Source organism: Exiguobacterium sp. SH3S3 (assembly GCF_004337115.1).
In the GTDB taxonomy this organism is placed as follows: domain Bacteria; phylum Bacillota; class Bacilli; order Exiguobacteriales; family Exiguobacteriaceae; genus Exiguobacterium; species Exiguobacterium aurantiacum_A.
This window is the reverse complement of the sequence record NZ_SJUU01000011.1, coordinates 24,780-50,560: the sequence shown is the minus strand read 5'-3', so window position 1 is coordinate 50,560 and position 25,781 is coordinate 24,780. Positions and strand designations below refer to the sequence as shown.

Here is a 25,781-nt window from a genome sequence, read left to right as displayed (position 1 = left end):
GGTTCGATGCACATCCAGTTGAAACGCATCCATAAGTCTTTCGGTCCGGTGAGTGTATTGAGAGGTGTGGACTTTGAATTGTTGCCTGGTGAAATTCACGCGTTGATGGGTGAGAACGGGGCCGGCAAATCAACGCTTATGAAAGTGATGACCGGACTTCACGCGCAAGACAAAGGGGATGTCCAAATCGATGGTGCCGTGCGGCAGTTCAAACATCCGAAAGAAGCCGAACGAGCCGGCATCGCCTTCATCCATCAAGAGTTGAATATTTTGCCGGAATTGACGGTGATGGAAAACTTGTTCCTCGGTCGGGAGTTGACCGGTCCGTTCGGTGTCATCAAGCAACAAGAGATGAAGCGTCGCGCCCGGGAATATTTGGCCGAGCTGAACGTATTCATGGAAGTCGATGAGCTTGCTAAAAACTTATCCGTCGGTCAACAACAGATGATTGAGATCGCGAAAGCGCTCATGACAGACGCAAAAGTCATCGTCATGGACGAACCGACGGCCGCCTTGACCGACCGTGAGATTCGGGCGTTGTTCTCGGTATCGCGTGCATTACGTGACCAAGGCGTGTCCATCATTTATATCTCCCATCGGATGGAAGAAATTTTTGAACTGTGTGACCGCATCACCGTTCTCCGTGATGGGGTGTCGATTGGGACGCATCCTATCGCCGAGACGTCATTTGAAGAAATCGTCAAAGAGATGGTCGGACGCGAGATCGGGGAACGTTACCCGGACCGGACCGCCACGATTGGCGACGTCGTCCTCGAAGTTGATAGTTTGATAGGTAACCGGTTCCACAACGTCTCGTTCGATGTACGGGCGGGTGAAATCGTCGGTTTCTCAGGATTGATGGGAGCCGGTCGGACCGAGGTGATGCGCGCCTTGTTCGGCGCCGACCGCACAAGAGGCGGTGTCGTCAAACTGAATGGAAAAGAAATAAAGATCAGACGGCCGGCTGATGCGATTTGTCACGGTATCGCGTTTTTGACAGAAGACCGAAAAGGCGAAGGGTTGCTCCTCGACTTCTCGTTACGAGAAAACTTGTCGCTACCAACGCTCGATAAACGGGCGAAGGGTACAATCATCTCGAGACAAGACGAGGAGCGCTTCGCGGACGGATATTTGAAGAAGCTGCGTGTCAAACATCATTCGATGGAACAAAAAGTGAAGTCGCTTTCTGGCGGGAACCAACAAAAAGTCGTTCTAGGCAAGTGGCTTGGCGTCGAACCAGATGTCCTCATCCTCGACGAACCGACACGAGGAGTCGATGTCGGGGCGAAAAAAGAAATTTACACGATTATGAGTGAGTTGGCAGAGGCAGGTGTCGCAATCATCATGGTATCTTCGGATTTACCCGAGGTGCTCGGGATGAGTGATCGAATCGTCGTCATGCGAGAAGGCGTCGTCACAGGGACGTTAGCAAAAGACGAGGCGACGCAAGAAAAAGTCATGACATATGCGACAGGAGGACAATGATATGGAATTGAAAGCAACGGCTGCGCTAGGGCGACCGCAAAAGCTCGGATGGGGGCAAAAACTCGGTCCACTGTTCGGATTACTTGCTATCATCGTTGTGGTGACGGCTCTCGAACCAGGATTTCTCTCGTTGAACAACATCTTTAACGTCTTGCGGCAAGTTTCCATCAACGCCTTGATTGCGTTCGGGATGACGTTCGTCATTTTGACAGGCGGAATTGATTTATCAGTCGGGTCGATTCTCGCCCTCTCTTCAGCGTTCGTCGCCGGGATGATGGTCGATGGTCAACACGCTGTCATGGCGATCGCGCTCGGTTTGATTGCGGGTGCCGTGCTCGGTGCGTTTAACGGAGCCGTCATCACATACGGGAAAGTCGCGCCGTTCATTGCGACGCTGGCGACGATGACCATCTACCGAGGGCTGACGCTCGTATACACGGATGGCCGGCCAATCACCGGTTTAGGGGACTCAACTTGGTTTGAAATGTTAGGGCGCGGCTACTTATGGATTATTCCGGTGCCGGCGGTCACGATGTTGATTGCGTTCGGCATACTCTACTTCATCTTGAAAAAAACGACGTTCGGCCGCCATACGTATGCGATTGGCGGTAATGAGGAAGCTTCTAAACTGATGGGGATTGGCGTCAACAAAGTCAAAGTGATGATTTACTCGTTGTCAGGCATGTTGGCAGCGTTAGCAGGAATCATTTTAACGTCACGCCTCAATTCGGCTCAGCCGACGGCAGGCACTTCATACGAGCTTGATGCGATTGCGGCTGTTGTTCTCGGGGGAACAAGTTTAGCCGGGGGACGTGGTTGGATTGTCGGAACATTGATTGGCGCTCTAATTATCGGCACGTTGAATAACGGCTTGAATCTTCTCGGCGTCTCGTCGTTCTTCCAACTCGTCGTCAAAGGGGCCGTCATCTTATTCGCGGTGCTACTTGATCGCAAACAAAACGCGTAATCATCGAAAGGGGAAACAGAAGATGAAAAAATGGACAGCTTGGCTACTCGTACTGACAATGGTCATGATGGCGGCTTGTTCGACGGAACAACCGGGAACAAGTTCGGAACAAGAACCAAAAGATGGGGACTTTAAGATCGGACTCTCCATCTCTACATTGAACAACCCGTTCTTCGTTGCTTTGAAAGATGGAGCTGAAGAAGAGGCGAAGCAACTCGATGCGACACTCACTGTGGCTGACGCACAAAACGATGCGGCGAAACAAGTGAGCGACGTCGAAGATATGATTCAAAAAGGCATGGATTTGATTTTGATTAACCCGACGGATTCCGAAGCGGTCGGAGCCGCTGTTCAAAGCGCGAACGATGCTGGTATCCCTGTCATCACGGTCGACCGGAACGCAGAATCGGGAGAAGTCGTCGCCCACGTCGCGTCAGACAACGCAGCTGGCGGGAAGCTCGCTGGTGAGTACATGGTTGAACTCGTCGGGGAAGGCGGGAAAGTCGTTGAATTAGAAGGTATTCCAGGAGCATCGGCCACACGCGATCGCGGTCAAGGCTTCAACGAGGCAATCGATGGAAAACTCGACGTCGTGGCCAAACAATCGGCAAACTTTGACCGGGCCCAAGGCTTAACGGTCATGGAAAACATTCTCCAAGACAATAAAGATATCGTCGCGGTGTTCGCGCACAATGACGAAATGGCGCTCGGTGCGGTCCAAGCGTTGAGCAGTGCCGGATTGAGCGACGTCAAAGTCATCGGTTTCGATGCGACGGATGACGCGGTCAAGGCTGTCGAAGACGGAACGATGGCCGCAACGGTGGCACAAAAACCGACAGAGATCGGAAAACTCGGTGTCGAAGCAGCCGTCAACTACTTGAAAGGTGAGACCGTGGAAGAAAACATTCCGGTCGACCTCGAACTCATCAAATAAGGCAACAGCCGGTACGTCCATGGGACGCACCGGCTGTTTTTTATGATTGTGTGATCGGGCGGAGCGCTTGAACGACTTCATCTTTGACGGTCACACCGTCTGCCTCGAGCTCGGCGATTTTGTCGGCGAACTGAGGCAGGTGAGCTTTATGGGCGATGAGCAGTTCATCAAGCACCCGTTTCGCGGTCTCGCCGCTCGGGATGAGCGGATTGATGATGAACGCTTGAAGAGCAAGTCCGTAATTCCCAGTCACAGCTGCTTCTTCGACGCACAGCTCCATGTTTTTCATGACTTGGAGCCAACCTTTTTCGGCTGGTGCGAGTGAACCGAAGGCGATCGGTTTCGCGCCGTTAGCACCAATATAGGCGGACACTTCGACGACGTCGTCGGGAGCAAGGTCGGGGACAGCACCATTATTTTTCGTCGAGACGACGATGTGTGTGTTTTTATTCGCATAGATCGAGGCGATCGTCTCACACGCCGCGTCCGAGTAGTGGGCGCCGCCCCGCTTCGACAGTTGCTCCGGCTTATGGTCGAGGTGCGGATCTTTATACAGTTCGAACAGCTCGGCTTCCGTCTGTTTCACTTGTTCGGCCCGTGTCCCGACAGCCGGATCTCGGTACTCCTCGAGCATGTGGGCGAGCATCTCCTCGGCGCGATAATAGTAACGGTGATAGCCGCACGGGATCATATTCATCTGATGCAGCTGCTCTTTGAAGAACGGCATGTCGTGGATATTGGCCGGGATGCCGGAATTACCATCGTACATCTTGTCGATGATATCGCGCGTCACATCACGACCAGTCACGTCATGCACGCGGTGCCAGTGGAAGTGATTCAATCCGGCGAAAGAGTAAATCAAGTCTCCCGGTTTCTTGCCGATCAGTTCCGGTTCGGCCATCATCGCGTTGACCGGGACGTTGCAAAGTCCGATGACTTTGTCCCACTTCCCGTAACGAATGATGGCGTCGGTCACCATACCGCTCGGGTTCGTGAAGTTGACGAGCCAGGCGTTCGGACAAAGCTGTTTCATATCTTCGACGATGTCGAGAATGACAGGAATGGTCCGGAACGCCTTCAAGATGCCGCCGGCCCCATTCGTCTCTTGCCCAACCATGCCGTAGGAGAGCGGAATCCGTTCGTCTTTGATCCGAGCGTCGAGCAAGCCGACACGGAACTGGGTCGTGACGAAGTCGGCGCCTTGTAACGCTTCCCGCCGGTCGAGCGTGAGATGCACTTGGACGTCATATGGCGACGCGTCCCACATCCGCTGCGCCATCTGTCCGACGATGGCGAGTTTCTCTTTACCGGCCTCGATATCGACGAGCCACATCTCCCGAATCGGTAACTCCTCGTAACGTTTGATGAACCCTTCCATCAATTCTGGCGTGTAGCTGCTGCCGCCACCGATCGTGACGAGTTTGATTCCGGTTGTCATACAAATATCCTCCTCATATAGTTCACAAAAAAATCGAGTGATGTGTAAATGGAATTGACCGTTCGATGTATTTCCTCGTATCCATTTCAGTATAGAATATAGAGAAATAGACACAATGGATTTACAGATAAATCCGAAAGCGTTTACAAAATAAAACAAGATAGCAATGATTTTTGTGAATTATATTCACGAGAGGAGATTAGATATGTTATTGACCGAAAAGCTGAAACAAAATTTGTTTTCCCCGTCAGAACGAAGCGTCATCGATTATTTATTTGAACAGCGGGAACACATCTCCACCCAAACGATGAAGCAGATTGCCGAGGCGACGTACACGCATCCATCAATCCTTAGTCGAATCGCCGAAAAACTCGAGTTCTCGGGTTGGGTCGATTTGAAGACTGTTTTTTTAGAGGAAATCGACTATTTGAATCGTCATTTCTCGACGATTGACGCCAACTATCCGTTTGGAGCCGAAGACGGATTGATGACGGTGGCGAATAAGGTGGCGGCGCTGAAGCAGATGACGATTGAAGACACGTTGTCGCTCCTCGATCATGAGGCGTTCGAGCAAGCTGTGACGATGTTACATGAGGCACGGCATATTAAAGTCTTTTCACTCATTCATAACTTGCTGCTCTGCCACGACTTCAAGTCCAAAATGAATCGCATTGGCAAGCAAGTCACACTTTGTGAGGTGGACGCCGAGTTCGAGGCAGCGAACTCGGATGAAACGACGTGCGCGCTCCTCATCTCCTATACAGGTGAGAGTGACTATACGGTCGGCCTCATTCCTTATTTGAAGAGCCGCCGGGTGCCGGTGCTCGCGCTTACGAGCCTCGGCGAGAACGCCATCTCGCATGAGGCGGACTGCACGCTCCGTTTGACGACGCGGGAGCGTCTCTACTCGAAAATCGGCAGCTTCACCTCGAACGACTCGATCCATTGTCTGCTCGATTTCTTATACGCCGGTGTGTTTGCGAAAGACTATGAGGAACATCTTAAATATAAGATTCAAATTTCAAAACGGTTCGATCATCGGAAAAGTTCGAGCGAAATCATGCAAGAAAAAGAGCATCCGTTCACGTGAACGGATGCTCTTTGCGGCGTAGATACAGAAGATAACCGACGAACAAGGCGAGACCAAGCAGGGTCATCGCAGTCGTGACGATGAAGAACGGCGGACGATACGTCAACGCGACCTCGTTTCGACCTTCGTCGAGGGCGATGGCGCTGAACGCGTAGTTCGCTTGCAAGACGTCGCGTCGCTCTCCGTTCACAGTCGCCTTCCACCCTCGTTCATACGGAACAGGGAGGACGGCATATGTCCCTTCGATTGCGTCTTCAACCGTGAAGTCGATGTCAGGTCCGTCCCAAACGACCGGAATATCCGGGATAGAAGCCGATTCTTCAAGGGCGTCTTCGAGTGTCGCATAATCTTCCAACTCGATCGTCACGTCTTCAAGTACATACGTTCCTTCCGGTAGACGGAGCGGTACGTTTTTCTTGAGAGGTGTCCGGAGCGTTATCGAAGTGAGATTGGTCCGATAAATCGACGCTTCTGGTTTTCGAGTCGTCCGGTAATTCCCAAGCCGGATGAAGAAACCGTCACCTTCAAGCTTGCGGATCTTGAACGAGACGTACAAATCACCCGTCGCCGAGTCTGGGACGTCCGGAATAAAGTCGACTCCTCCTTCTTCAGCGGTGACTTGGAGTGTCTCATCTTCCCATACCGCATTAACGGGCGCACTCGCGAACGTAATCGTTCGCGCTGGTGACGGTGCTGCGGTTCCCTGTTCTAAGATGACACCGGACAACATCGCTTGCTCACGCGTCAATATTGAGACATCTTTAAGCGCTTCACGACTGTACGTGTTTGAGGTCGTCCGGACGAACGGCAAGCGGGTCTCGCTTTCATAAACGGCGTAACGTTCTGTTTCGGCAAGCAGTTGGAAGCCGTACGGCGCCTCGCTCGCGATTGCTTTATCACGCATCCAATAAGGGGCCGACAGCACATGATGTAAGTTCGAACGGTTGCCGAGTGTCCCGTAACGGCTGACACTTTCCCGTCTCATATCAATTTCAAGGTCGCTCCAATAGAATGTGAGCAAATGTCCGTTCAAAATACTCGAGTATAGGCTCGTCCCAAGGAACGACTGGACGATTGGTGTATTGTTTCGCAACGGTATCATCCAGTCCACGCGTTCGAGCGGACCGGCATCTTCACGGACGAAATCGATAAGCTCCCGTTGTTCGGCGCTATTGTACTGCTCACTCGTGACGAACGTCTCGTTCGTGTTGACGATCGCCATATCGTGAAGTACCAACTTCGTGTAACCGTTGAACACGATGAGACAAGACGCGATGATGAGGTACGGAGCCAACAATGGTTTAAGCCAAAACGATAAGACGGTTAAAATCATGAGGGCAAACATACCGAAGACGATTGGCCATGACGCGTTACCGAATAGCCCAAAACCGAGATAAGCCAAAACGGTTACGACTGCTGCTTTGAAAAATGATGTTTTTTCGAAGCGCCAATGCGTCAAGCCGACAGCAACCATGCCGCCGATCGTGAAGCTCGCCAAATACTCCCAGCGATATTGCGGTGCCGAAAAGCCGTTGAAGAAGCTACCGACATGCGGACTGAAATGGAGTAGGGTCAACAGTAGACTCATGCTCGCAAATAATCGGAACGTGACGTGACGGTAGAGCGGACGATAAAGAGCGAACAGTAGGAAGACGGCCGGTACGATCAGCAGACTGCTATCGTATAACAAATTGTCGAGCTGAATCCAACGAATCTCATGCTCAAGCGATGGTCGCTCATTTTGCAAAAAGCCATAAGTCGCCGGAATGAACGCAAACGAACTCAGAAGTAGGGCAATGACGCCAGATCCGCTATAGAGCAACCATTGCTGTTTACGACTGACCCGATCTTCGGGTAGGTGAATGAATTTTCGGAACAAGACATAGACGAGAACGAAGACTAAATTGATGTAGGCAAAGTAAAAGTTATTGATCAGCATGATGGCACTAACAACAATAAAGAAGTCGGCACGACCGTTTCGGATGATGCGTTCGAGACCGATGACAAGGAGCGGGACCCACAAAAAAGCGTCCGCAAAAAACTCCCAAAACGTCACGTGACGGATGTACATGACCGACACACCATAAATGACGGCACCGACGAAAGCGTGGAATGTGCGGACGTTAAATAACTGATACGCATACGTCGCGAACACGATGACGACAGCGAGCCGGATGACGCTCACAATCAAGGCGAGACGCAACCACATATCCAAGTCAGGTGTGACGAGTCCGAGCACATCAAATAAGGAAACGACGGCGACCGAGAGCCAAAATACGACTGACGTTGAAAAGTAGTAAGCGAGTTGTGTGAGGATACCGCCGCCGAAGCCGAAGTCCTCGGCATAGACGAGATTCCCTTTATGGAACGTTTCGTAAAGGAAATGCTTGAACGGGACCATTTGCGATAAGCCGTCATTCGGTCCGGCGATGAAGCCACCCTGTGATTGATAGTAGATAAAAAAAGCGTGGGCGATGGTCGACACGAGCAACGCGGCAGTGATGAGTTTGAACTGTCTCATATTGTCGATTGCTCACGTTTCAAAATTTTACTCGTGACGATGAACGTCGCCGGCACAGCGATAAAGATGGCGAACAAAGGGGCCAACGTCGTCGAGACGTTCAGTTGTTCGACGAGCAAATAAATACACACCGTCGTGACTGTGAAGTTGACGACTTGCGTCAACGGAAACTGCAAAAATTTCCGTAGCGTCGGTTTGACTTTGAACGTGAAATAACTGTTCAAAAAGAAAGAGGCGATCATGCTGAGCGTGAATGCCACCACATGAGAGACCCCATAGCTGGTGTTCCATAGATGATGAAACAGCATATAAATCAAATAGTAGTTAAGAGTATTAATTCCCCCAATGGCGACGAATCTTATAAACTCGGCCTTTCTCTTGTTCATTCGCACTCTTCCTTTGTATGTTAGTTTCTTGAATCAAGTAGGCCGGACGGCGTTTCGTCTCAAAATAGATGCGACCGACGTACTCACCGATGATCCCGAGGCTGACGAGCTGGATTCCACCAAGCAACAGGATGGCTGAGATGAGCGTGAAATAGCCTGGTGTGTCGATACCGTCTTGAATGATGTCAAACAGTGTCAACAGAATATAGAGCATCGACAGTAGTAAAATCAATACGCCTGAGTAAAAGCAAAAGCGCAGCGGTTTCGAATTGAAAGAGATCAACCCGTCGACACCGTAATTGAATAGTTGGCTAAACGACCATTTTGTCTCGCCGTTTTGACGGAGCACATTTTGATAAGTAATCGTCTTTTGTTCCATGCCAATCCACGAGAATAAGCCTTTTGAGAACCGTTGATGCTCGTTCATTCGTAAGAGAGCGTCGACAGCCTCGCGGCTTAGCAGGCGGAAGTCACCGACACCGTCCTCGAGTTCGACGTCGACAATTTTGTTGATAAGCTTGTAATACGTCCGAGAGGCCAGTTTTCGAGTCCTGCTTTCGCCGGCTCGGTCGCGCTTGGCGATGACTTGATCAAATCCTTGCTCGAAACCGGCAACCATGTCCGGAATCAGGGACGGCGGATGCTGTAAATCGGTATCCATCAAGATCGTCGCATCCCCCGTCGCGTGTTGTAACCCGGCCAGGATGGCTGCTTCCTTCCCGAAATTTCGCGAGAATGAGATGTAACGCACTTCAGGATGACGCTTAGCCAAATATTTAATTACATCAAGTGTACGATCCGAACTTGCATCATTCACGAATAAGATTTCATAAGAATAAGGGGTGCCGTCAAACTGTTCATGGATGGCGTCGAAGATGAGAGGAATGTTTTTTTCTTCGTTATAGGCAGGTAATACCATAGAAATCGTCTTCATAAAAAAACACTCCTTTCTACATACTTCCGATGATTATCCATTCCCGAACAGTTGCAAACTCAAGCGTCAATGGTTTCTTTCACATAAAACAAAAACATCCACACCGTCAAAATGGAGTGGATGTAAGATCAGTTAGTCAATCGAGCGGAGCAATGCGCGCACCGGGCTACCGTCACCTTCCACGATTGGAAGCGGGACGGCGTTCAATTCGTAATCTCCGGGCGCGATCGCATCGAGGACCAGCCCTTCGAGGATGTGGACGCCGTTCCGCGCGAGCGCGTGGTGGGCGTCCATGTCTTTACTGTCGATGGCGTCGACCGATGGCAGGTCGAGACCAATCAAATAAATACCGAGCTGTCCCAACCGCTCGGCGAGGGATGGCGTCAGTTCCGGGATTTGGCTTGGAAATTCAGCTTTGTTCGGCCATCCGTCCGTCTTCAGGATGAGGCGCTCGACACCGGTCAAGTCGAATCCGTCCAAATCATTTGCTTCAATCTTTTGTCGCCCGGGCAAATGAATGACCCGGACCGGTCCGATGTAGAGCCCGGGGTCGAGGTCGATCACCCGCTTGCCGGCATCGTCGAAATGGAACGGGGCGTCAATATGTGTGCCTGTATGTAGACTCATCGTCACTTTGCCGACGTTGACGGAGCCACTGTCCGCCATCGGCCAAGCGATCTCGTAGTTGAACTTTGTGTCGCCCGGCCATGTCGTGATCGAGTCGTCGAGCGGCTGTGATACGTCAATCCATTGTGTCATCGTTATGTCTCCTCACAATTTTGTCCGGACGGTCCATAGTTCAGGGAAGAAACGGTGGTCGAGGACGCGGCGCAAGTAGTTCACGCCGGACGATCCACCCGTGCCCATTTTTTGACCGATGATCCGTTCGACCGTGCTCATATGATTGAAACGCCACATCTGTTGTTGGTTGCCGATGTCGAGCAGCTTCTCGCCAAGTTCGTACAAGTCCCAATACGTGTTGACGTCCCGGTACACGGCGGCCCAAGCGTTCTCGACGCTCTCGTTCCACTCCCAGTCTTGCGTCACGTCCCGGTTGAGCACGTCCGCGTCGATATGCAGTCCGCGGCGGTGCATCTCATGGACGGTCACGTCATAGATGCTCGGTGCGTTCAGTGACGCCTCGAGGAGCGGATACAGTGCCTCGTCATGGGCATAGACACTGAGCGTCCGTGCGTTTTTAAAGCCGAGCGCGAATTCAATCTGGCGGTTCTGGTACGATTGGAAACCAGATGACGAGCCGAGCTCGTCACGGAACTCTAAGTATTCGGCCGGCGTGAGCGTCGCGAGGACGCTCCATGATTGGATGAGCTGTTGTTGGATTTTCGAGACGCGGGCGAGCATTTTGAACGAGCGTTCGAGCTCACCCGTTTCGATGGCTGTCACGGCCGCCGTCAACTCATGCAAGATCAACTTCATCCACAGCTCACTCGTCTGGTGGATGATGATGAACAGCATCTCGTCGTGGTGGTCCGACAGGCGATGTTGACTCGATAAGATCGGGTCGAGCTGTAAATAGTCGCCATACGACATGGCTTTTGAAAAGTCAGTTTGAATCGATTGCTCGACTTTATGTTCGATACGTTCACTCATCGTTAATCTCCTTAAGCCACGACTTCACGGACGTTCTCGAACGCCTCGTATTCTTTGTTGTCCATTATTTTTTTCAAGATCATGATGACGTCGTACACGTCGGTGAACGTGTTGTAGAGCGCGACCGGTGCGAGGCGGATGATGTTCGGCGCTCGGAAATCAGGAATGACGCGATGTTGTTTGAGCGCTTTACAGATACGAGCCGCTTCCGGATGCTCGAGGCTCAAGTGGGCACCGCGTCGTTTTTCATCGCGCGGGCTGCCGATGACGAAGCCGTGCGGTTCGAGCAGTTCATCGATCAATTCGGTCATATACGTCGTTAAAGCGAGCGACTTCTCACGAATCGCTTTCATGCCGACCTCGTTGAACATCTCGAGCGCGCCGAGTTGCGGCGCGAGGCTCATGACGTGTGGTGTCCCGATTTGGAACGCACCGGCATGCTCAGCCGGTGTCATCGTATGGTCCATGTCGAACTGCTTATCTTTTCTTGATCCGAACCAGCCGGAAAGACCTGGTGTCGTCCCGAAATGACGCTCGTGGACGAACAGCCCACCGACACTTCCCGGTCCGCCGTTCAAATGCTTATAGTTGCACCAGTAGGCGAAGTCGACGCCCCAAGCGTGAAACGCGTGCGGGATGGCACCGACCGAGTGGCATGCATCAAAGCCGATCAAAATATCGCGTTCGTGTGCGGCTTTGGCGAGTCGGGCCATGTCGAGAATTTGACCGCTCCGGTATAACACCGTCGGCAAGACGATGAGCGCGATGTCGTCGGTCATGGCGGCGATGATGTCATCCTCATTTAAATAACGGCCGTCACGGCTCGGCACTTGCACGAGATGCTCGGCCGGATCGAGATCGCGTAGCAGGAGTTGGCTTTGAAGTGCGTAAATGTCCGACGGGAACGTCAGCGCATCGGCGAGAATCTTCGTCCGCTTGCCGACCGGCTTAAAGAACGTCGCGGCGAGCTGGTGCAAGTTGACGGTCGTCGATCCGGTGACCATGACTTCGTCGGCACTCGCACCGATGAGCGGCGCGTTGAGTGCGGCCAGCTCTTCTGACAGGTTGAACCACGGATGGCGCCCCGACATCCAGCCGTCGATCCCGAGTTCTTTCCAATCACTGAGCGATTCGAGCAGCGTCTTCTCGGCTCGTTTCGATAACAGGCCGAGCGAATTCCCGTCCATGTAGATCCCGTCTTGCGGCAAGTAAAACTCTCCCCGGTAGCGTGCGAGTGGGTCGCTTGCGTCTCGCGTCTCCGCATAACCGCGTGTGAAATCTTGAACCATACCATTTCCCCCTTTGACTATCGTGCCATGCTGACAAAAGCGTAGCAATCGGACGCATACGTGTCAACACGGACCGACGCATCGAGACAGCAATAGAGCCGCCATGAAATCGGCGGCTCAGACAAGCTCATTTGATTTTTTTGATGTTCTCTTGACGCAACAAGCTGAACAGCGTGTACACCATCAAGATTAGAATGATCGTGAACGGTAGCGCCGAGATCAAGGAAGCGGTCTGTAGCCCCTCGAGCCCGCTCGCGATGAGCAGGACAGCGGCGATGCCACCGAGCAAGATGCCCCAGACGATGCGGACGGAAAGCGGCGGGTTCAATCTTCCGTTCGTTGTCATGCTGCTGATGATATACGTCGCCGAGTCGGCCGACGTGATCAAGAACGTGAGAATCAATAAAATCGACAAGACAGACAGGATGAAACTGAACGGCAGTTCGGCAAACGTGACGAACAAGGCGCTCGTGACGTCGGCATCGACTGCCTGGGCGATCGATGTCCCTTCAAACAAGTCGAGATGAAGGGCGGTTCCTCCGAACACAGCGATCCACATGAGCGCGATGAACGGTGGTACGATGAGAACACCGACGATGAATTCGCGAATCGTACGGCCGCGTGAGACACGAGCGACGAACGCGCCGACGAATGGCGACCAGGCGATGGCCCATGCCCAGTAGAAGATCGTCCAGTCCCGTACCCATGTCCCTTGTTGATACGGTTGGAGACGGAGGCTATAGCGGATAAAGTTTTGCAAATAGTCGCCAAGCCCGAGCGTGAACGTCTCTAAGATGAAGATGGTCGGACCGGCGAAGAAGACGAACACCATCAACACGAGTGCCGTTCCGAGGTTGATGTTACTGAGCCATTTGATCCCGCGATCGAGCCCGGTCGTCGTCGACGTCAAGAACAAGACGGTCAATACGATGATGATGAGGACTTGGACGAGTGCCGTGTTCGGCAACCCGAAGACGCTATTCAGTCCGCCATTGATTTGCAGGACGCCGAGCCCGAGCGACGTCGCGACACCCATGACCGTCGCGATGACGGCAAAAATGTCGATTGTTTGGTTGAGCGGTTGTTTGTAAGGCCGTTCTTTGATGAGCGGGGATAAACTTGTCGAGATTCGTCCATCTGTGTTCCGGCGAAACTGGAAGTAGGCGATGATCAATCCGACGATGGCGAAGACGGACCATTGACTGACACCCCAGTGAAAGAACGAATAGGCCATGGCGAGTCGGGCTCCCTCGACTGTCAGTTCAGTCGTATCCGCATAGGGGGGCGTGATGAAGTGACTCATCGGTTCAGCGACGCCCCAAAAGACGAGCCCGACCCCGAACCCGGCCGAAAATAACATTCCGATCCAAGTGAAGAACGGGTATTGCGGGCGATCGCTGTCTGTCCCGAGACGAATCTTTCCGTACTTACTGAAAGCGAGGAAGATTAAGAAGAGGACGAAAAAGAAGACGGCGAGTAAGTAGAACCAACCGAACGACTGGGTCGTGAAGTTGAAGATACTGCCGGCGATGTCAGCAAATAATGTCGGGCGAATCGCACCGAATAAGACGAGCAGGGCAATGATGCTCGCAGAAATGTAAAACACACGATTCAAACGCGGCTTTCCAGGTGAGATGTTCATAAAGAACTCCTTTCCGAACGGACAAATATTATTGAGAACTAATAATAAATTCCCTATTTTTGAAAGTGGGAAACCGGAGTTTTCATTTACTGTGCAATCTGACAGTTGAGACTGAGCAAATCAGGGAATTAGAATGGAGATAAACATGCTGAAAGGAGAGAATTAAATGAAATTGATTGCCATCGACTTAGACGGGACGTTATTGTCGCGCACCGGTGTCATCACGGAAGCGAACCAACAAGCAATCCGGCGACGCCAGGAGCGCGGTGATTTGGTCGCCATCTCGTCAGGACGCTCAATCCATGATATCGAGGAAATTTTGAAGCGGAGCGAGTTGACGTGCCCGATCCTTTCCGGGAACGGGGCGATCGCATTTTATGAAAATGAACGTATTTACTATCACGCCCTCCCGAAACAAGTCGTTCAGGAGTTATGGGACGTGGCACATGAGCATGATACGTACGTCGAGTTTTATACGAACGCCGGTGTCAAAGTGTTGCGCACGGGTACCGACTTGTTAAAAGGCGAATTAGATGAGGTGTTGCCGCACGACCAGTCGTTCACCCGAGAGTGGGGCGAGCGGGAGATCGAGATTCAAAATGAACAGTTCGGCCTGACGTACGTCGATACGATTGATGAGATTGATTTTGAAGCCGATGAAGTGTACAAAGTGTTCATCTATTCGTTCGATCGTCGTAAGCTGCATAAGCTACGGAAGCTTTACGAGCCGCGGACTGATATTTTGATCACGACGGCGGGATGGACGAAGATTGAAATTGGACATCCGAAGGCGAGTAAAGGCATGGCGCTGAAGCAGCTCGCCGAGCATCATCAGATCCCGCAAGAAGAGATCGTTGCGATCGGGGACAACTTGAATGATATCTCGATGTTTGAAGTGGCGGAGACGAGAATTGCGATGGGCAACGCGGTCGATCCGCTAAAAGACATCAGTACCCATATTACGAAAGACGCCGAGGCGGATGGAGTCGCGTATGCGCTGGATCGTTATGTATGAGCTGAAATTTTGAAGAAATGGTGAACTAGGGTTCGTCGCTGGGCAGAACGGCTATTGTATTAATGTAGTCCTCATTCAACGTGTTGAGCTGAAAGGGGGCAACGGATGAAACAAAGATTCAGTCGTTGTTTGGCCGAGGCCGGCTCGGTGAAACGAGAGACAGCATGTCAGAAAAATCGACCTGTGTGACCGTCCTTCATATCCGATCTGTCGTCCACCTTGCGTATGTTAAAATGGCAAGGGGCAGACAAACATGATGCTTTGGGGAAGCAGACGTCAACAGGTATCGATTTTTCTGGAAACAGAGGTGAGCAGGACGAGGTTCGTGACAGATTTCATTTTTCACAGTCGAAGTGTCGGTAACATGCCAATCCGGAACCGATTTTTTGCTTCTGTGCCAGGCTATATCGACCTCTAGACGAACGTACGCTCAGAAATCATTGCGTGAATCGCGTCGATTTTCTAGCACGTATTTGACCAATCCGCTGGGACGGTCGATCGAGATGTTTCTCGATCGGGTGAAAGTCCGCTTTTTTAGAAAATGCTCACCGTTAAGCGCCACACGTGTGGCGCTTTTTCTTAGGTGATGAATGAAGGGGTGAATCTATGCCGAAATTGTACTGGCTCGGCACGTTCGTGAGCGGACTGCTGCTCATGTCAATCGGAGAGGCGAGCGCGGTGCCGCGCGTCGTCCCGTATTTTTTGATGGCGGTCGGTGTGACCGGCTTTTTAGTCCAATCCTGGTTCGAACAAAAACGACGCCGTTGACACGGCGTCGTTCGTCGTTAAATCGATTCAAGCAACTGATTGAGCAGCGTATCGATGTCAGCTTGGAGCGCATCGGCTTGTCGTTGCAGCTTCATCAGTTCCTCGACGTCGTTCGTGTCGTTCATTTGAGCGAGTAGACGCTGATGATCATCTTCGAGCTGGTTCAATCGTGCCTCGTCGGCCGCGGTATCGACGGGCCGTTGCGGTTTGGCTATTTTGGCTTTCGGTTGCGAGACGGGTTCGGCGATGTGAGGTTCAACCCGTTTTTCGAGCGCGTAGGCGACATTTCCCGGGAAACGGGTGATCGTTCCATCGAGCCAATACGTGATCGGGAACAGTTTGTTCAAGAAGTACCTGTCATGGGAAACGACGACGAGCGTTCCGGTGAAGCGGTCGAGCGCTTCTTCGAGCGCCTCGCGCGCTTCGATGTCGAGATGGTTCGTCGGTTCGTCGAGAACGAGCACGTTCATGTCCTCGTGCATGAGGACCGCGAGCATGAGCCGCATCTTTTCACCGCCGCTCAAATTGCCGACCGGTTTGAACACGCTCGCTCCATAAAACAAGAACTGGGCGAGCAACTGCCGTGCCTTGCCCTCGTCGACGGCGATCCGGTCTCGGAACGCCTCGATTAATCGATGCCCGTCTTCAAACTGGACGTGCTGGGACAAGTAGCCGATTCGGGCCCGTTCCGCCCGGCGAACGTCTCCGGAAGTCGGTTCGATCTTGCCGAGCAATAGCTTCAAGAGCGTCGACTTGCCACTGCCGTTCGGTCCGACGATGGCGATCCGCTCCCCGTGACCGGCGTAGAACGAGACGTTTTGGAACACGGTCTGGTCATACGTGACAGAAGCGTCTGTCACTTCAAACACATCGCGCCCGGTTCGCCCGCTCGCGGTGAACGTGATGTCGGGCTGAATCGCCTCGAGTCGTGGTTTTTTGATCGTCTCGATCCGAGCGAGCGCCTTTTCCATCGATTTGGCGCGGCGGTAGAACTTTTCGTTCGGGGGATTGCCCTCGTTCGCCCATTGGCGTAACTGCCGGATCGTCTCTTTCATCTTCTTGATTTTCTTTTGTTGCTCGGTGTAGGCATGGAATTGGTCGAGCAATAGCTTCTCTTTTTGAGCGACGAACGAGCTGTAATTGCCGTCAAAACTCGTCAACTCACCGTCCTCGCATTCGACGATTCGTGTGGCGACGGCATCGAGGAAGACCCGGTCGTGCGAGACGAGCAGGAGCGTCGACGGGCTGTCCCGTAAGAACGACTCGAGCCAAGCCATCGCTTCTAAGTCTAAGTGGTTCGTCGGCTCATCGAGGATGAGCAGTTCCGGTTCTTGCAGCAGTGCCAAAGCGAGCCCGATCTTCGTCCGCTCGCCGCCGCTTAACGTGTCGAACGGGCGGTCGACAAACCGCGTGAGGCGTAGCCCGTCGATCATAGCGTTCACTTTGGAGTCGATCACATAGCCGCCGCTCTGCTCGTATCGGGTTTGGAGCGCTCCGTATTTGTCTAATAACGGTTCAAGTCTGTCGCTTGACGCCATCTCTGTCTCGAGCGCATGCATCGCCTCGCCGAGTCGAATCAGTTCGGCGAACGCGGTGTAGAGCACGTCGCGCCCGCTCTTGTCCGGATAGTCGGGCAATTGTGCCAAATAACCGATGTTGAGCCGTTGTTTTCGATAAATCGTGCCATCGTCCGGCGCCTCGGTGCCGACGATCAAGTGGAGCAACGTCGTTTTGCCGCTGCCGTTCCGTCCGACGAGTCCGATCCGTTCGCCTGCGTTCACGTGAAGATTGGCATCAGTCAGGACGGCGTGGCCACCGAATTGTTTTTGAATATGTTGCATGTCGATCAACATGTAAGTTCCTCCTAAAGTCGAGGCCTATCAAAAAAACCGAGCGCAAACAAGCGCTCGGTAAGGAAGAGAGGCGCTTCGTCGTATTTTCAACAATGTCTAAAACAGGACAGACGGGTCCTATGGTTAAGCAACATCGTGAAAAATCGCACGCAAAATGTACAAATGTTCAGTTGACCAGTGCGTACGTCCGACAAAGTTCACCTTTCTCCCTCCTTTCGATCATCGATACAACTAGTGTAAGCGATTTCTTGGGTTTCGACAACGCTTGAAAAACAGGAGTTCATTCGATGGACGTCGTATTAGTTAGGAATCAAAGGAGGGATGAAGATGCGCAAGGAATGGCTCGGTGCCATCAGTTTGGCGCTCGCCGCTAGTATTTGGGGCGGTATGTACGTCGTCAGTAAGTATGCGCTCGGGTTTATCGAGCCGTTCACGCTCGTCTGGATGCGCTACGCCGTCGCGTTCATCGTCTTGTTCGCGGCATGGTCGTTGTTCGGTCGTGAACAAGTGAGGCGCGAGGATTGGAAATGGATCGCGCGCGTCGGTGTGATCGGTTACGTCGCCTCGATCTCATTCCAATTCATCGGCACGAAGCTGTCCGATGCCCACACCGGTTCACTCGTGACAGCAGCGACGCCGGCGTTCATGGTGTTGTTCGCCCGGTTGATTTTGAAAGAGCAGCTCACACCTGTCAAAATTGGGTCACTCGTCTTAGCGACGCTCGGCGTCATCATCGTCGTCGGCTGGCACGTCGATGGGACGTATTTGCTTGGCAGCATCGTCTTGGTCGGTGCCGCCATCACCTGGGCGCTCATGTCCGTGTATGTCAAAGTCGCCTCGCAAACGGTCTCGTCTCTGACGATCACGACGTTCGCGATTGGGATCGCCTTCGTCTTGATGACACCGCTCATGGGGCTAGAAGTCGTGCAGTCTGGCGTTCCGGACATGACGAGCGTCCTTTGGCTCAGCGTTTTATACGTCGGCATCATCTCGACGGCCGGGGCGTTCTTCTTTTGGAACAAAGGACTCGAACTGATGGATGCGAGCGTCGGGTCGTTGTTCTTCTTCTTTCAGCCGCTCGTCGGAGGTTATCTCGGTTGGCTCGTTCTCGGCGAACAGCTCGACCGCAACTTTTTCATCGGCGCTGCCTGTATCGTCACGGCCGTCACCTGGTCGACACTCGTCGAACGGCGGCAAAAGCGTCGCCTCGACGTGACGGCTTCATACGAACGAAACATTTTATAACACGAACGGTCGGCCCGATGAAGGCCGACCGTCTTTTTAAAATCCGTGTTCATCCAATTTGTCCTGGTCGCGCTTCATCTCGAGTTCGAGCCGCTGGATTGCCAGCTTTTCTTGCTCGACTTTGAGACGAAGCTCCTCGACGCGTGCTTTGCGCGTTTTGATGATCGTGTCCGCAACGATGGCGTTGACGGCGATGATCATGATGTAGAAAAAGAAATTCATCCGAAGTCTCATCCTCTCAGCGTCTGCTGAACAAGTCTGTGACTAGTTGTTGGGTGAGCAACGCCTCGCGTCCGTCCGTCAAAATCGGGGTGTTGTCGGTTAGCGCCGTGATGAAGTGGTCGATTGCTCCTTGGAAGCCGCGCTGCGTGAGCAACGTATCCCACGAACCAAACGTCTCGGTCGAATGCGTGCCGTGCTCGAAGCGATTGAGCGTCACCATTTCATCGACCGTCAAACGGAGTCCGTCCTTGATGGCGACGAGTCCTTCGTGATTGACGCCCGCCTTGCGGTGCATCGACGTCGTATGCAGGCCGTTTTCATCTTGCCAGACGTGACGTGCGAAATGGAGTCCGTTCGATGCGGTCGTCTCGATTTGTCCCGTCACGAGCCGTAAGTCACTTCCGGCAAAATAGCGGAGCGTATCGACGACGTGCAAGTAATCGTCGAGTAACGTGAACCGGTAATCGTGTCCGCGCAACCCTTCCCCTCGGTGCTTGACGAAGTCGAGCGAGTGGAACGGGGCCGCTGCCTTCACTTGATTATACATCGGGGCGAAGCGACGGTTAAAGCCGACCATCAGCTTGCGGTTCGTACGTTCTGCCGTTTCGACGAGCCGTTCGGCCTGTTCGACGGTTGCGGCGAGCGGCTTGTCGACGTACACGTCGACGCCTTGCGCGAGTAAGTAGGAAACGACCTCGTAATGCGTCTCGGTCGAACTATGGACGAACGCCGCATCGACAGACGAGGCGAGCGAATCGAGTCCCGTGAACGATTCCATCCGATGAGCCCGACAAATTTCATCCCGTTTAGCCTGTGTCGGAGAGTAGGCGCCGACGAGTTCGAACGAGGTGCTGTTCGTCAAGATGGGCAAATACGCTTTTTGGGCGATGCCGCCGAGGCCGACGACACCGATTTTCGGTTTTCTCATATGTACCACTCCTTTCTCTCATCATAACGAAAAAAGAACCGGATGACACCTACGCTTCACGCGTAAAGTCATCCGATTCTATGTCAGAGACTGGCACTTAACACGATGTCGCCCTCGGGTGTTTGATTGCCCCGTTCAGGCTCTTTCGTGACGGCGACCGTGTCCCAATCTGTCGCTGACTCGGTCGAGTCGAGCGTATAGATGACGGTACCGTTGCCTTTATCGTCTGTGACGAACGCACCGGTCGGAATCGGAGATCCGTCCTTGAGCAACCAGACTTGATACACTTCGTTCGCCTCGAGCGGTGCGAGGCCGTTCGTCTGGACGATGAGTTGGCGATCGCCGTCTTGTTCGGCCAAGTAGGCGACCCCTTCTGATTCGCCTTCGAGTGGCACCGTATCGGTCAAGGTAATCGCGGTCGGCTCGTCTTGATTCATCAACAGATAGCCGTTACCGACGAGTGAGAGGACGAGTGCGGCCGCGAGTGCGAGCGCTCCCCACGAAGACTTCTGCTTCTTACGGGTTTCCGTGAACGGTGTGACGGGAGCCGGTTCGGCTTTGACGAGCTTCGGTTCAGTTGTGTCTTCGGAAAAGACGTTGTCGAGGATGCGAGCCTTCATGCCGCTCGGTGGTTCGGTCGGTTCAGAGAGGAACGCGACGCCTCCGACGAGTGCCTCGAGTTGTTCGAGTTCTTCTTGGCACGTTTGGCATGTTGCTAAATGTGCCTCGAAGCGAATCCGTTCGTCTTCCGTTAAATGTTGGTTGAAATAGTCGATCAATTGGTCACAGGCGTTCATCGTTCCACCTCCTTATCTATATCGTCATGGGATAGATGTTTTCGTAACTGTTTCAGCGCTAATCGAATCCTTCCTTTTACGGTACCGAGCGGGATGTCGCACGCGTCGGCAATTTTCTGCTGGCTGAGACCTTGGAAATACATGAGCCGGACGACTTTTTGTTGCTCGACCGGCAACTCGGCCATCGCCGTCTCGATTTGGGTCCGTTCTTCTTGCCACTCGACCTCGGTCTCGACAGAAGGGGACGGGGAAGGAATCGCTTCAGCATATGATTCATCGAGCTGTAAATCGGGTTTGCGTTTTCGAATCAAGTCGATCGTGACGTGTCGGCTCATCGTGAACAGCCACGATTTGAACTTGCCTTTCGACTCGTCGTACACACCGCCACCGCGCCACAGTTTGATGAAAACTTCTTGCATCGCTTCTTCGGCGAGGTCGCGGTCTTTCGTCAGTTGCATGACGAACGCGTACAAGATTCGTTCGTAGCGGTCATATAGTGTTTCGAGCGCTTGCTTGTCTTTTTTCCTGACGCGCTCATACAATTCAATATCAGTCATGGCGTTCTCCTTTACTCATGAAGGGAGTCCCTTGTATTTATCTAACGGATAGAATCATCAAATGGATGCCTATTTGATTATGACTATTTTGTGAATGATCGTATGTATCCATCGTGTTCAACGTGAACACGTGGAAGTTGCATCCCCGATTTGACGGAAGAGTCGTAAATTCAAGTAGGTGAGCAATTGATGTGTCGCGTAGCTGAACAGCGCCGCCGTGACGAGTGTCATGACAAGCGCGGGCCCGTTTGACAGCGACTGATGCCAGAACGGATACGTCCGCACACCGGATAAAAAGGCGAAGACGAGGGCAAAACCGATCAGGATTCCGCTATACTGACAGTAGTACCGACTTAATCGATTTTTCATGTCGCTCATTCCTTTCGTCCTTTTACTATACGAGATGGGGTATGACGACACAAGGAGGATGACCATGGAACGATTTACGAACGAGGGGCGGACGCTCGTCTGTTTTGATTTCGACGAGACGTATTTCCCGCATGCGTGTACGGCTGAACAGCTCGAGCACTTGCGGCGGCTCGAAGATTTTCTCGAGCAGCACTCCCATCGGTTGTCGACGATGTGGGTGACGGGGAGCTCGCTTGAGACGATTTCTGAGAAGGTGAGGCGGGCCGACATGCGCTACTTTCCGCATCGGATCGCCTCGAGCCTCGGGACAGAGCTATACCATATTACAACTGCAGGAGAACTCGAGCTAGACTCGAACTTCCAGTCACTGTTCCCGTCTGATTTCTCTCGCCGTGTCGAACAGGTCGTCAACACGTTGGCTCACCATGCGCTCACGATTGAGCCGCAGACGAACATGGGGACGAACGCGTGGATGCACAACTATTATTACTTCGGTGAAGATAAAGTCGAGCTAGAGCGTATCCAAACGGCCGCTCGTGATTTTGGGATCGCGGTCAACGTCAGTCGTTGCAATCCGCTCGCCGGAGATCCCGTCGGGGCGTATGATATCGACTTCATCCCACGCGGAGCCGGGAAGACCGCCGCGGTCGATTACGTCTGTACCCGCTGTGCATTTCAAGTGGGCGAAGCGTATGCGTTCGGTGACAGTGGGAACGACTTGGCGATGTTGAAGCACGTCGGTAACGGATACGTCCTCGGCAACGGGACGGAGCAAGCCAAGTCTGAGCACGATCGTGTGACCGCGGGAAGTTATGCGGAAGGAATACTAGAGGTGTTGATGCGGTTTGTGCAGGAGACACGGTCGCACTAGTTCACTTCATGCACTTTAAGCGAAACGGAGTGCCGATTGTTGCGCGCTCGCGAGCAAATAGGACCGAACCGTTCTCGTGGAAAAATCAAATGAGACGTGACTGTGCCAAAGTTCGGTGAACACGGTCACGAGGGCGGCTTCCGCTAAGTCAGGGCGTGTCGTCAAACGCAGTGTAACGGCGTATAATATGCGTTCGTAACGGTCGTATAGGAGTTCTAAAGCGAGGGCGTCTTTTTGTTGGATGCGTTCGTACAATTCGTGGTCGGTAATAAATGACATTGTAAACTCCTTTAGAGGGTCCAGTTCTCTCATGTTTTGGTCGCGGTGGTCAATCGGCTAAATAAGTAATGGTTATATTTCACTAATCACCGTGCCGTAAACGGTTACTTTGACCGCGGAGCACATTCAAAAACACCCGAAGAACCGTTTGTGCGGGTCTTCGGGTGTTTTAGGTCAAAATGAATGATAGCAGTGGGGGCAAGTTTGGCTACTGCCGGGTGCCCGTTTGAACGTCTGTTTACAGTTCGGGCACGTGACGGTCTCGCTCTCTTGACCGAACAAGCTTCCGCGGTTGAATAAGACGTCTTTCAAGTTCGGCAACGCCTTGGCGGCAAAGATCATGGAAATAAATAAGAAGATGGCCAAAACGGCCAGCATGACGTATGTCATGACGGGCGTACCCCTTTCACAAAAGATTCGTTTCTTCTAGCATACGGGAAATTACTCAAACGTACACCTTTAGATTAGAAATAAGAACAAATGTTCTGTATAATGAATGTAACAAAGGAGGGGGCAGGATGAAGGATGAAGTGACGCGTTGGATGCGGATGGGCCGGGTCGTCGAATTGATGTATGTGGATCGTCACGGGGTCATCTCGAAGCGACGGGTCAAGTTGATGAAGCTACAAGGGGAACAAGTAATCGCATGGGACATCATGAAGCAAGCCCGGCGGACGTTTTGCATCGAGCGCATCCTCGCCTGCCTCCCGATGGTCGACCGGAAATTTGGAGGAGAAGAGGGAGTCGGATGACGCCACTCCCCAAATGTTCGGCGCCGGCAGAACGCGCACTGCCGCCTCTACTGATACGCTCGAACAACTCACGGCTTATCCGAGAATGAAGATCGCCGTGATGCATGGTGTCGGACCGAGTGTGTTTCGATTGTTAAAGAGTGCTCTCGCTGAACAAGGACTTCGGTTCACGGATAGCGAAATGAATTCCTAGTCCCGTTATGGGCTAGGAATTTTCTGGTTAGACGTATGTTTTCCTATGAAAAAGGGAAGTAATATATTTGTCATCTCTATTTCAGCCTAAAATCTAGTACCATGACGATAAGGTTTGTTAACCTAGCGACACCCATGAGAAAGGAAGTACACAGCATGAGGACGAAACATTTATCCGCCATTCTAGGAAATGAGATGGATGATATCGAATGTGATCCATGGGTGACCGGAATTGAAACAGATTCCAGAAAGGTCAGTCCAGGGAATTTGTTTATATGCATCCGTGGTTATACGGTGGACGGACATGAATTCGCCGAAGACGCTGTCTCTAAAGGAGCGAGCGCGGTGATTTCTGAATCTCCGCTTGACCTCGAGGTGCCGAACATTGTCGTTGCCGATACGAAACGAACGGCCGGAGTGGTGGCGAGCGCGTTTTACGACCACCCGTCCCATCGGATGCGAATTTACGGCGTCACCGGTACGAACGGGAAGACGACGACTGCTACGTTAACATATGATTTATTTCGTTTATCAGGACGTCCGGTCGGGATTGTCAGTACGATTGGAGCCCGTTATAAAGATAAGAAGTTAAAGACGCCCAACACGACGCCAGAAGCCGTCGTCTTGCACCGCATCTTGGCCGAAATGGCAGATGCCGGGGTGACCGACTGTGTCGTCGAAGTATCATCGCACGCCATGATGGAAGGGCGTGTCGAAGGGGTCCGCTTCCATGCGGCGGCGTTCACGAACTTGACGCACGATCACCTCGACTACCACCGTTCAATGGATGAATACGCACGGGCGAAAGCGCGTCTATTCGAACAAGTCGAAACGACGGACGGCGACGCCATCATCTTGAACGCGGAAGACCCGGCGAGCGAGACGATGGCCGCATTCGCACCGACACGGCGGAAAGTCATGTACAGTACGCACGCAGACGTCCCGGCCGATATTCAAGTCATCTGGCTAGGTCACACCGTCCGCATCAAAATGAACGCGATGACGATCGAAGCGCCTGTTCACTTTATGGGATCGTTCAACGCTGCCAACTTGGCCGCGGCCATCGGTCTCGTCTCGACGTCGGAGCTCATGCTTCGCGCGATTATCGATAATGTTCCAGGGCTCACACTTCCGAAAGGTCGTCTCGAGCGGCTTGACACGGAAGATGCGGAGATTTATATCGACTACGCCCATACACCGGACGGGCTTGAAAAATGTCTGTCCACTTTACAAAAAGGGGAGCGGCAGCTCGTCGTCGTCTTGAGCGCGGCCGGAGACCGTGACCCGACGAAGCGGGCCGAGATGGGACGCATCGCGAGCCGCTATTCGGACGATTTGATTGTGACGGTACATGATGTCCGAACCGAAAATCCGAAGCAAATCATTGACGGGCTGCTAGAAGGGATCGACGCGGACACGCATTATGTGACGTTTGAAGCACGAAGAGACGCGTTGCACCATGCGGCCGTGCAAGCGCTCGACGGCAAGCGCATCGTCGTCGTCGGAAAAGGGCACGACCATGTCGAACGTGTCGGCAGCGAAGCGATCCCGTTCAATGAATCGGATATCTTGTTAGAAGAACTGAAAAAATTAAAAGGCCAAGAACCGGCCGTTTGAATTTCATTACCAAGCATAT

The 25,781-nt window shown here is 52.6% G+C and carries 26 protein-coding genes; 10 read left to right on the top strand and 16 right to left on the bottom strand.

Annotated features, from left to right (window positions below; translation table 11 throughout):
* Positions 1-6: 6 nt before the first annotated feature.
* From EVJ28_RS10945 to rbsB, 3 genes are read left to right on the top strand one after another with little or no spacing between them, the layout of a single operon-like run.
* A complete protein-coding gene (locus tag EVJ28_RS10945) occupies positions 7-1,485 on the top strand; it encodes a sugar ABC transporter ATP-binding protein (RefSeq protein ID WP_131488949.1) in 1,479 nt (492 codons plus the stop codon).
* Between the two features lies 1 nt (position 1,486).
* Positions 1,487-2,452 (top strand): ABC transporter permease subunit, encoded by a 966-nt coding sequence (locus EVJ28_RS10940; RefSeq protein WP_070329454.1) that lies wholly within the window; start codon positions 1,487-1,489, stop codon positions 2,450-2,452.
* 22 nt (positions 2,453-2,474) lie between these two features.
* Complete coding sequence (gene rbsB, locus EVJ28_RS10935; RefSeq protein ID WP_131488947.1) at positions 2,475-3,386, top strand: ribose ABC transporter substrate-binding protein RbsB; 912 nt, start codon at positions 2,475-2,477, stop codon at positions 3,384-3,386.
* A gap of 40 nt (positions 3,387-3,426) precedes the next feature.
* Here the strand turns inward: rbsB and EVJ28_RS10930 are convergent, their stop codons facing one another.
* On the bottom strand, positions 3,427-4,824 hold the full coding sequence (locus tag EVJ28_RS10930) for a 6-phospho-beta-glucosidase (RefSeq protein WP_131488945.1): 1,398 nt from the start codon (positions 4,822-4,824) through the stop codon (positions 3,427-3,429).
* Between the two features lie 205 nt (positions 4,825-5,029).
* Here EVJ28_RS10930 and EVJ28_RS10925 point away from each other — a divergent pair, with 205 nt between their 5' ends.
* Positions 5,030-5,914: a MurR/RpiR family transcriptional regulator gene (locus EVJ28_RS10925; RefSeq protein WP_131488943.1), complete on the top strand. Its 885-nt coding sequence runs from the start codon at positions 5,030-5,032 to the stop codon at positions 5,912-5,914.
* Here EVJ28_RS10925 and EVJ28_RS10920 read toward each other — a convergent pair.
* The 7 genes from EVJ28_RS10920 to EVJ28_RS10890 all read right to left on the bottom strand — a co-directional run bounded on the left by EVJ28_RS10920 (position 5,907) and on the right by EVJ28_RS10890 (position 14,297).
* Positions 5,907-8,435, bottom strand: a complete 2,529-nt coding sequence (locus EVJ28_RS10920) for a YfhO family protein (RefSeq protein WP_131488941.1) — start codon at positions 8,433-8,435, stop codon at positions 5,907-5,909. The two genes, EVJ28_RS10925 and EVJ28_RS10920, sit on opposite strands and share 8 nt — an antisense overlap.
* Positions 8,432-8,743, bottom strand: coding sequence for a GtrA family protein (locus tag EVJ28_RS10915; protein ID WP_330849203.1), 312 nt, complete (start codon positions 8,741-8,743; stop codon positions 8,432-8,434). The genes EVJ28_RS10920 and EVJ28_RS10915 overlap by 4 nt, the downstream gene beginning before the upstream one ends.
* Positions 8,744-8,768: 25 nt before the next feature.
* A complete protein-coding gene (locus EVJ28_RS10910) occupies positions 8,769-9,755 on the bottom strand; it encodes a glycosyltransferase family 2 protein (RefSeq protein ID WP_131439439.1) in 987 nt (328 codons plus the stop codon).
* Between the two features lie 132 nt (positions 9,756-9,887).
* A complete protein-coding gene (gene kynB / locus EVJ28_RS10905; protein ID WP_131488939.1) occupies positions 9,888-10,514 on the bottom strand; it encodes an arylformamidase in 627 nt (208 codons plus the stop codon).
* Between the two features lie 12 nt (positions 10,515-10,526).
* Entirely contained in the window at positions 10,527-11,366 is an 840-nt protein-coding gene (gene kynA, locus EVJ28_RS10900) for a tryptophan 2,3-dioxygenase (RefSeq protein WP_131457562.1), read from the bottom strand.
* A gap of 11 nt (positions 11,367-11,377) precedes the next feature.
* Positions 11,378-12,655 carry a kynureninase gene (kynU, locus tag EVJ28_RS10895; protein WP_131488937.1) on the bottom strand — a complete coding sequence of 426 codons (1,278 nt, stop codon included), beginning with the start codon at positions 12,653-12,655 and terminating at the stop codon, positions 11,378-11,380.
* 127 nt (positions 12,656-12,782) lie between these two features.
* Positions 12,783-14,297, bottom strand: coding sequence for a BCCT family transporter (locus EVJ28_RS10890; RefSeq protein WP_131488935.1), 1,515 nt, complete (start codon positions 14,295-14,297; stop codon positions 12,783-12,785).
* Between the two features lie 166 nt (positions 14,298-14,463).
* Here EVJ28_RS10890 and EVJ28_RS10885 point away from each other — a divergent pair, with 166 nt between their 5' ends.
* Positions 14,464-15,312, top strand: coding sequence for a Cof-type HAD-IIB family hydrolase (locus EVJ28_RS10885; RefSeq protein WP_070329442.1), 849 nt, complete (start codon positions 14,464-14,466; stop codon positions 15,310-15,312).
* Between the two features lie 606 nt (positions 15,313-15,918).
* Positions 15,919-16,080 carry a hypothetical protein gene (locus tag EVJ28_RS14220; protein ID WP_167615757.1) on the top strand — a complete coding sequence of 54 codons (162 nt, stop codon included), beginning with the start codon at positions 15,919-15,921 and terminating at the stop codon, positions 16,078-16,080.
* Positions 16,081-16,097: 17 nt separating this feature from the next.
* Here EVJ28_RS14220 and abc-f read toward each other — a convergent pair whose 3' ends face one another.
* Positions 16,098-17,933, bottom strand: coding sequence for a ribosomal protection-like ABC-F family protein (gene abc-f / locus EVJ28_RS10880; RefSeq protein ID WP_131488933.1), 1,836 nt, complete (start codon positions 17,931-17,933; stop codon positions 16,098-16,100).
* A 327-nt stretch (positions 17,934-18,260) separates the two neighbouring features.
* Here abc-f and EVJ28_RS10875 point away from each other — a divergent pair, with 327 nt between their 5' ends.
* Positions 18,261-19,178, top strand: coding sequence for a DMT family transporter (locus EVJ28_RS10875; protein WP_131469938.1), 918 nt, complete (start codon positions 18,261-18,263; stop codon positions 19,176-19,178).
* Positions 19,179-19,214: 36 nt separating this feature from the next.
* Here the strand turns inward: EVJ28_RS10875 and EVJ28_RS10870 are convergent, their stop codons facing one another.
* From EVJ28_RS10870 to EVJ28_RS10850, 5 genes are all read right to left on the bottom strand, one after another.
* A complete protein-coding gene (locus EVJ28_RS10870; protein ID WP_131488931.1) occupies positions 19,215-19,400 on the bottom strand; it encodes a hypothetical protein in 186 nt (61 codons plus the stop codon).
* Between the two features lie 16 nt (positions 19,401-19,416).
* Positions 19,417-20,328 carry a Gfo/Idh/MocA family protein gene (locus EVJ28_RS10865; RefSeq protein WP_131488929.1) on the bottom strand — a complete coding sequence of 304 codons (912 nt, stop codon included), beginning with the start codon at positions 20,326-20,328 and terminating at the stop codon, positions 19,417-19,419.
* An 83-nt stretch (positions 20,329-20,411) separates the two neighbouring features.
* Positions 20,412-21,125 (bottom strand): anti-sigma factor, encoded by a 714-nt coding sequence (locus EVJ28_RS10860; protein ID WP_131488927.1) that lies wholly within the window; start codon positions 21,123-21,125, stop codon positions 20,412-20,414.
* The gene (locus EVJ28_RS10855) at positions 21,122-21,682 is read right to left on the bottom strand and encodes an RNA polymerase sigma factor (protein WP_131457549.1); all 561 of its coding nucleotides are present in this window, start codon (positions 21,680-21,682) and stop codon (positions 21,122-21,124) included. Before EVJ28_RS10855 ends, EVJ28_RS10860 begins: the two co-directional genes overlap by 4 nt.
* Positions 21,683-21,799: 117 nt before the next feature.
* Entirely contained in the window at positions 21,800-22,051 is a 252-nt protein-coding gene (locus EVJ28_RS10850) for a hypothetical protein (protein WP_070329166.1), read from the bottom strand.
* A 64-nt stretch (positions 22,052-22,115) separates the two neighbouring features.
* On the opposite strand from EVJ28_RS10850, the gene EVJ28_RS10845 reads away from it, so the two are divergent.
* Positions 22,116-22,922 carry an HAD-IIB family hydrolase gene (locus EVJ28_RS10845; RefSeq protein ID WP_161566976.1) on the top strand — a complete coding sequence of 269 codons (807 nt, stop codon included), beginning with the start codon at positions 22,116-22,118 and terminating at the stop codon, positions 22,920-22,922.
* 15 nt (positions 22,923-22,937) lie between these two features.
* Here EVJ28_RS10845 and EVJ28_RS10840 read toward each other — a convergent pair whose 3' ends face one another.
* Together EVJ28_RS10840 and EVJ28_RS10835 are read right to left on the bottom strand one after the other, a co-directional pair.
* The gene (locus tag EVJ28_RS10840; RefSeq protein ID WP_131488923.1) at positions 22,938-23,201 is read right to left on the bottom strand and encodes a hypothetical protein; all 264 of its coding nucleotides are present in this window, start codon (positions 23,199-23,201) and stop codon (positions 22,938-22,940) included.
* Positions 23,202-23,375: 174 nt separating this feature from the next.
* A complete protein-coding gene (locus tag EVJ28_RS10835; RefSeq protein ID WP_236633483.1) occupies positions 23,376-23,591 on the bottom strand; it encodes a zinc-ribbon domain-containing protein in 216 nt (71 codons plus the stop codon).
* Between the two features lie 128 nt (positions 23,592-23,719).
* On the opposite strand from EVJ28_RS10835, the gene EVJ28_RS10830 reads away from it, so the two are divergent.
* Positions 23,720-23,953 (top strand): hypothetical protein, encoded by a 234-nt coding sequence (locus EVJ28_RS10830; RefSeq protein WP_131488921.1) that lies wholly within the window; start codon positions 23,720-23,722, stop codon positions 23,951-23,953.
* A 348-nt stretch (positions 23,954-24,301) separates the two neighbouring features.
* Positions 24,302-25,762 carry a UDP-N-acetylmuramoyl-L-alanyl-D-glutamate--2,6-diaminopimelate ligase gene (locus EVJ28_RS10825; RefSeq protein WP_131464763.1) on the top strand — a complete coding sequence of 487 codons (1,461 nt, stop codon included), beginning with the start codon at positions 24,302-24,304 and terminating at the stop codon, positions 25,760-25,762.
* The last annotated feature ends 19 nt before the right edge of the window (positions 25,763-25,781 follow it).

Bases quoted from the DNA above. Each gene is read 5' to 3' on its own strand.
- EVJ28_RS10945 (WP_131488949.1), top strand. From the start codon at position 7: ATGCACATCCAGTTGAAACGCATCCATAAGTCTTTCGGTCCGGTGAGT.
- EVJ28_RS10940 (WP_070329454.1), top strand. From the start codon at position 1,487: ATGGAATTGAAAGCAACGGCTGCGCTAGGGCGACCGCAAAAGCTCGGA.
- rbsB (WP_131488947.1), top strand. From the start codon at position 2,475: ATGAAAAAATGGACAGCTTGGCTACTCGTACTGACAATGGTCATGATG.
- EVJ28_RS10930 (WP_131488945.1), bottom strand. From the start codon at position 4,824: ATGACAACCGGAATCAAACTCGTCACGATCGGTGGCGGCAGCAGCTAC.
- EVJ28_RS10925 (WP_131488943.1), top strand. From the start codon at position 5,030: ATGTTATTGACCGAAAAGCTGAAACAAAATTTGTTTTCCCCGTCAGAA.
- EVJ28_RS10920 (WP_131488941.1), bottom strand. From the start codon at position 8,435: ATGAGACAGTTCAAACTCATCACTGCCGCGTTGCTCGTGTCGACCATC.
- EVJ28_RS10915 (WP_330849203.1), bottom strand. From the start codon at position 8,743: ATGCTGTTTCATCATCTATGGAACACCAGCTATGGGGTCTCTCATGTG.
- EVJ28_RS10910 (WP_131439439.1), bottom strand. From the start codon at position 9,755: ATGAAGACGATTTCTATGGTATTACCTGCCTATAACGAAGAAAAAAAC.
- kynB (WP_131488939.1), bottom strand. From the start codon at position 10,514: ATGACACAATGGATTGACGTATCACAGCCGCTCGACGACTCGATCACG.
- kynA (WP_131457562.1), bottom strand. From the start codon at position 11,366: ATGAGTGAACGTATCGAACATAAAGTCGAGCAATCGATTCAAACTGAC.
- kynU (WP_131488937.1), bottom strand. From the start codon at position 12,655: ATGGTTCAAGATTTCACACGCGGTTATGCGGAGACGCGAGACGCAAGC.
- EVJ28_RS10890 (WP_131488935.1), bottom strand. From the start codon at position 14,297: ATGAACATCTCACCTGGAAAGCCGCGTTTGAATCGTGTGTTTTACATT.
- EVJ28_RS10885 (WP_070329442.1), top strand. From the start codon at position 14,464: ATGAAATTGATTGCCATCGACTTAGACGGGACGTTATTGTCGCGCACC.
- EVJ28_RS14220 (WP_167615757.1), top strand. From the start codon at position 15,919: ATGCCGAAATTGTACTGGCTCGGCACGTTCGTGAGCGGACTGCTGCTC.
- abc-f (WP_131488933.1), bottom strand. From the start codon at position 17,933: ATGTTGATCGACATGCAACATATTCAAAAACAATTCGGTGGCCACGCC.
- EVJ28_RS10875 (WP_131469938.1), top strand. From the start codon at position 18,261: ATGCGCAAGGAATGGCTCGGTGCCATCAGTTTGGCGCTCGCCGCTAGT.
- EVJ28_RS10870 (WP_131488931.1), bottom strand. From the start codon at position 19,400: ATGAATTTCTTTTTCTACATCATGATCATCGCCGTCAACGCCATCGTT.
- EVJ28_RS10865 (WP_131488929.1), bottom strand. From the start codon at position 20,328: ATGAGAAAACCGAAAATCGGTGTCGTCGGCCTCGGCGGCATCGCCCAA.
- EVJ28_RS10860 (WP_131488927.1), bottom strand. From the start codon at position 21,125: ATGAACGCCTGTGACCAATTGATCGACTATTTCAACCAACATTTAACG.
- EVJ28_RS10855 (WP_131457549.1), bottom strand. From the start codon at position 21,682: ATGACTGATATTGAATTGTATGAGCGCGTCAGGAAAAAAGACAAGCAA.
- EVJ28_RS10850 (WP_070329166.1), bottom strand. From the start codon at position 22,051: ATGAAAAATCGATTAAGTCGGTACTACTGTCAGTATAGCGGAATCCTG.
- EVJ28_RS10845 (WP_161566976.1), top strand. From the start codon at position 22,116: ATGGAACGATTTACGAACGAGGGGCGGACGCTCGTCTGTTTTGATTTC.
- EVJ28_RS10840 (WP_131488923.1), bottom strand. From the start codon at position 23,201: ATGTCATTTATTACCGACCACGAATTGTACGAACGCATCCAACAAAAA.
- EVJ28_RS10835 (WP_236633483.1), bottom strand. From the start codon at position 23,591: ATGACATACGTCATGCTGGCCGTTTTGGCCATCTTCTTATTTATTTCC.
- EVJ28_RS10830 (WP_131488921.1), top strand. From the start codon at position 23,720: ATGAAGGATGAAGTGACGCGTTGGATGCGGATGGGCCGGGTCGTCGAA.
- EVJ28_RS10825 (WP_131464763.1), top strand. From the start codon at position 24,302: ATGAGGACGAAACATTTATCCGCCATTCTAGGAAATGAGATGGATGAT.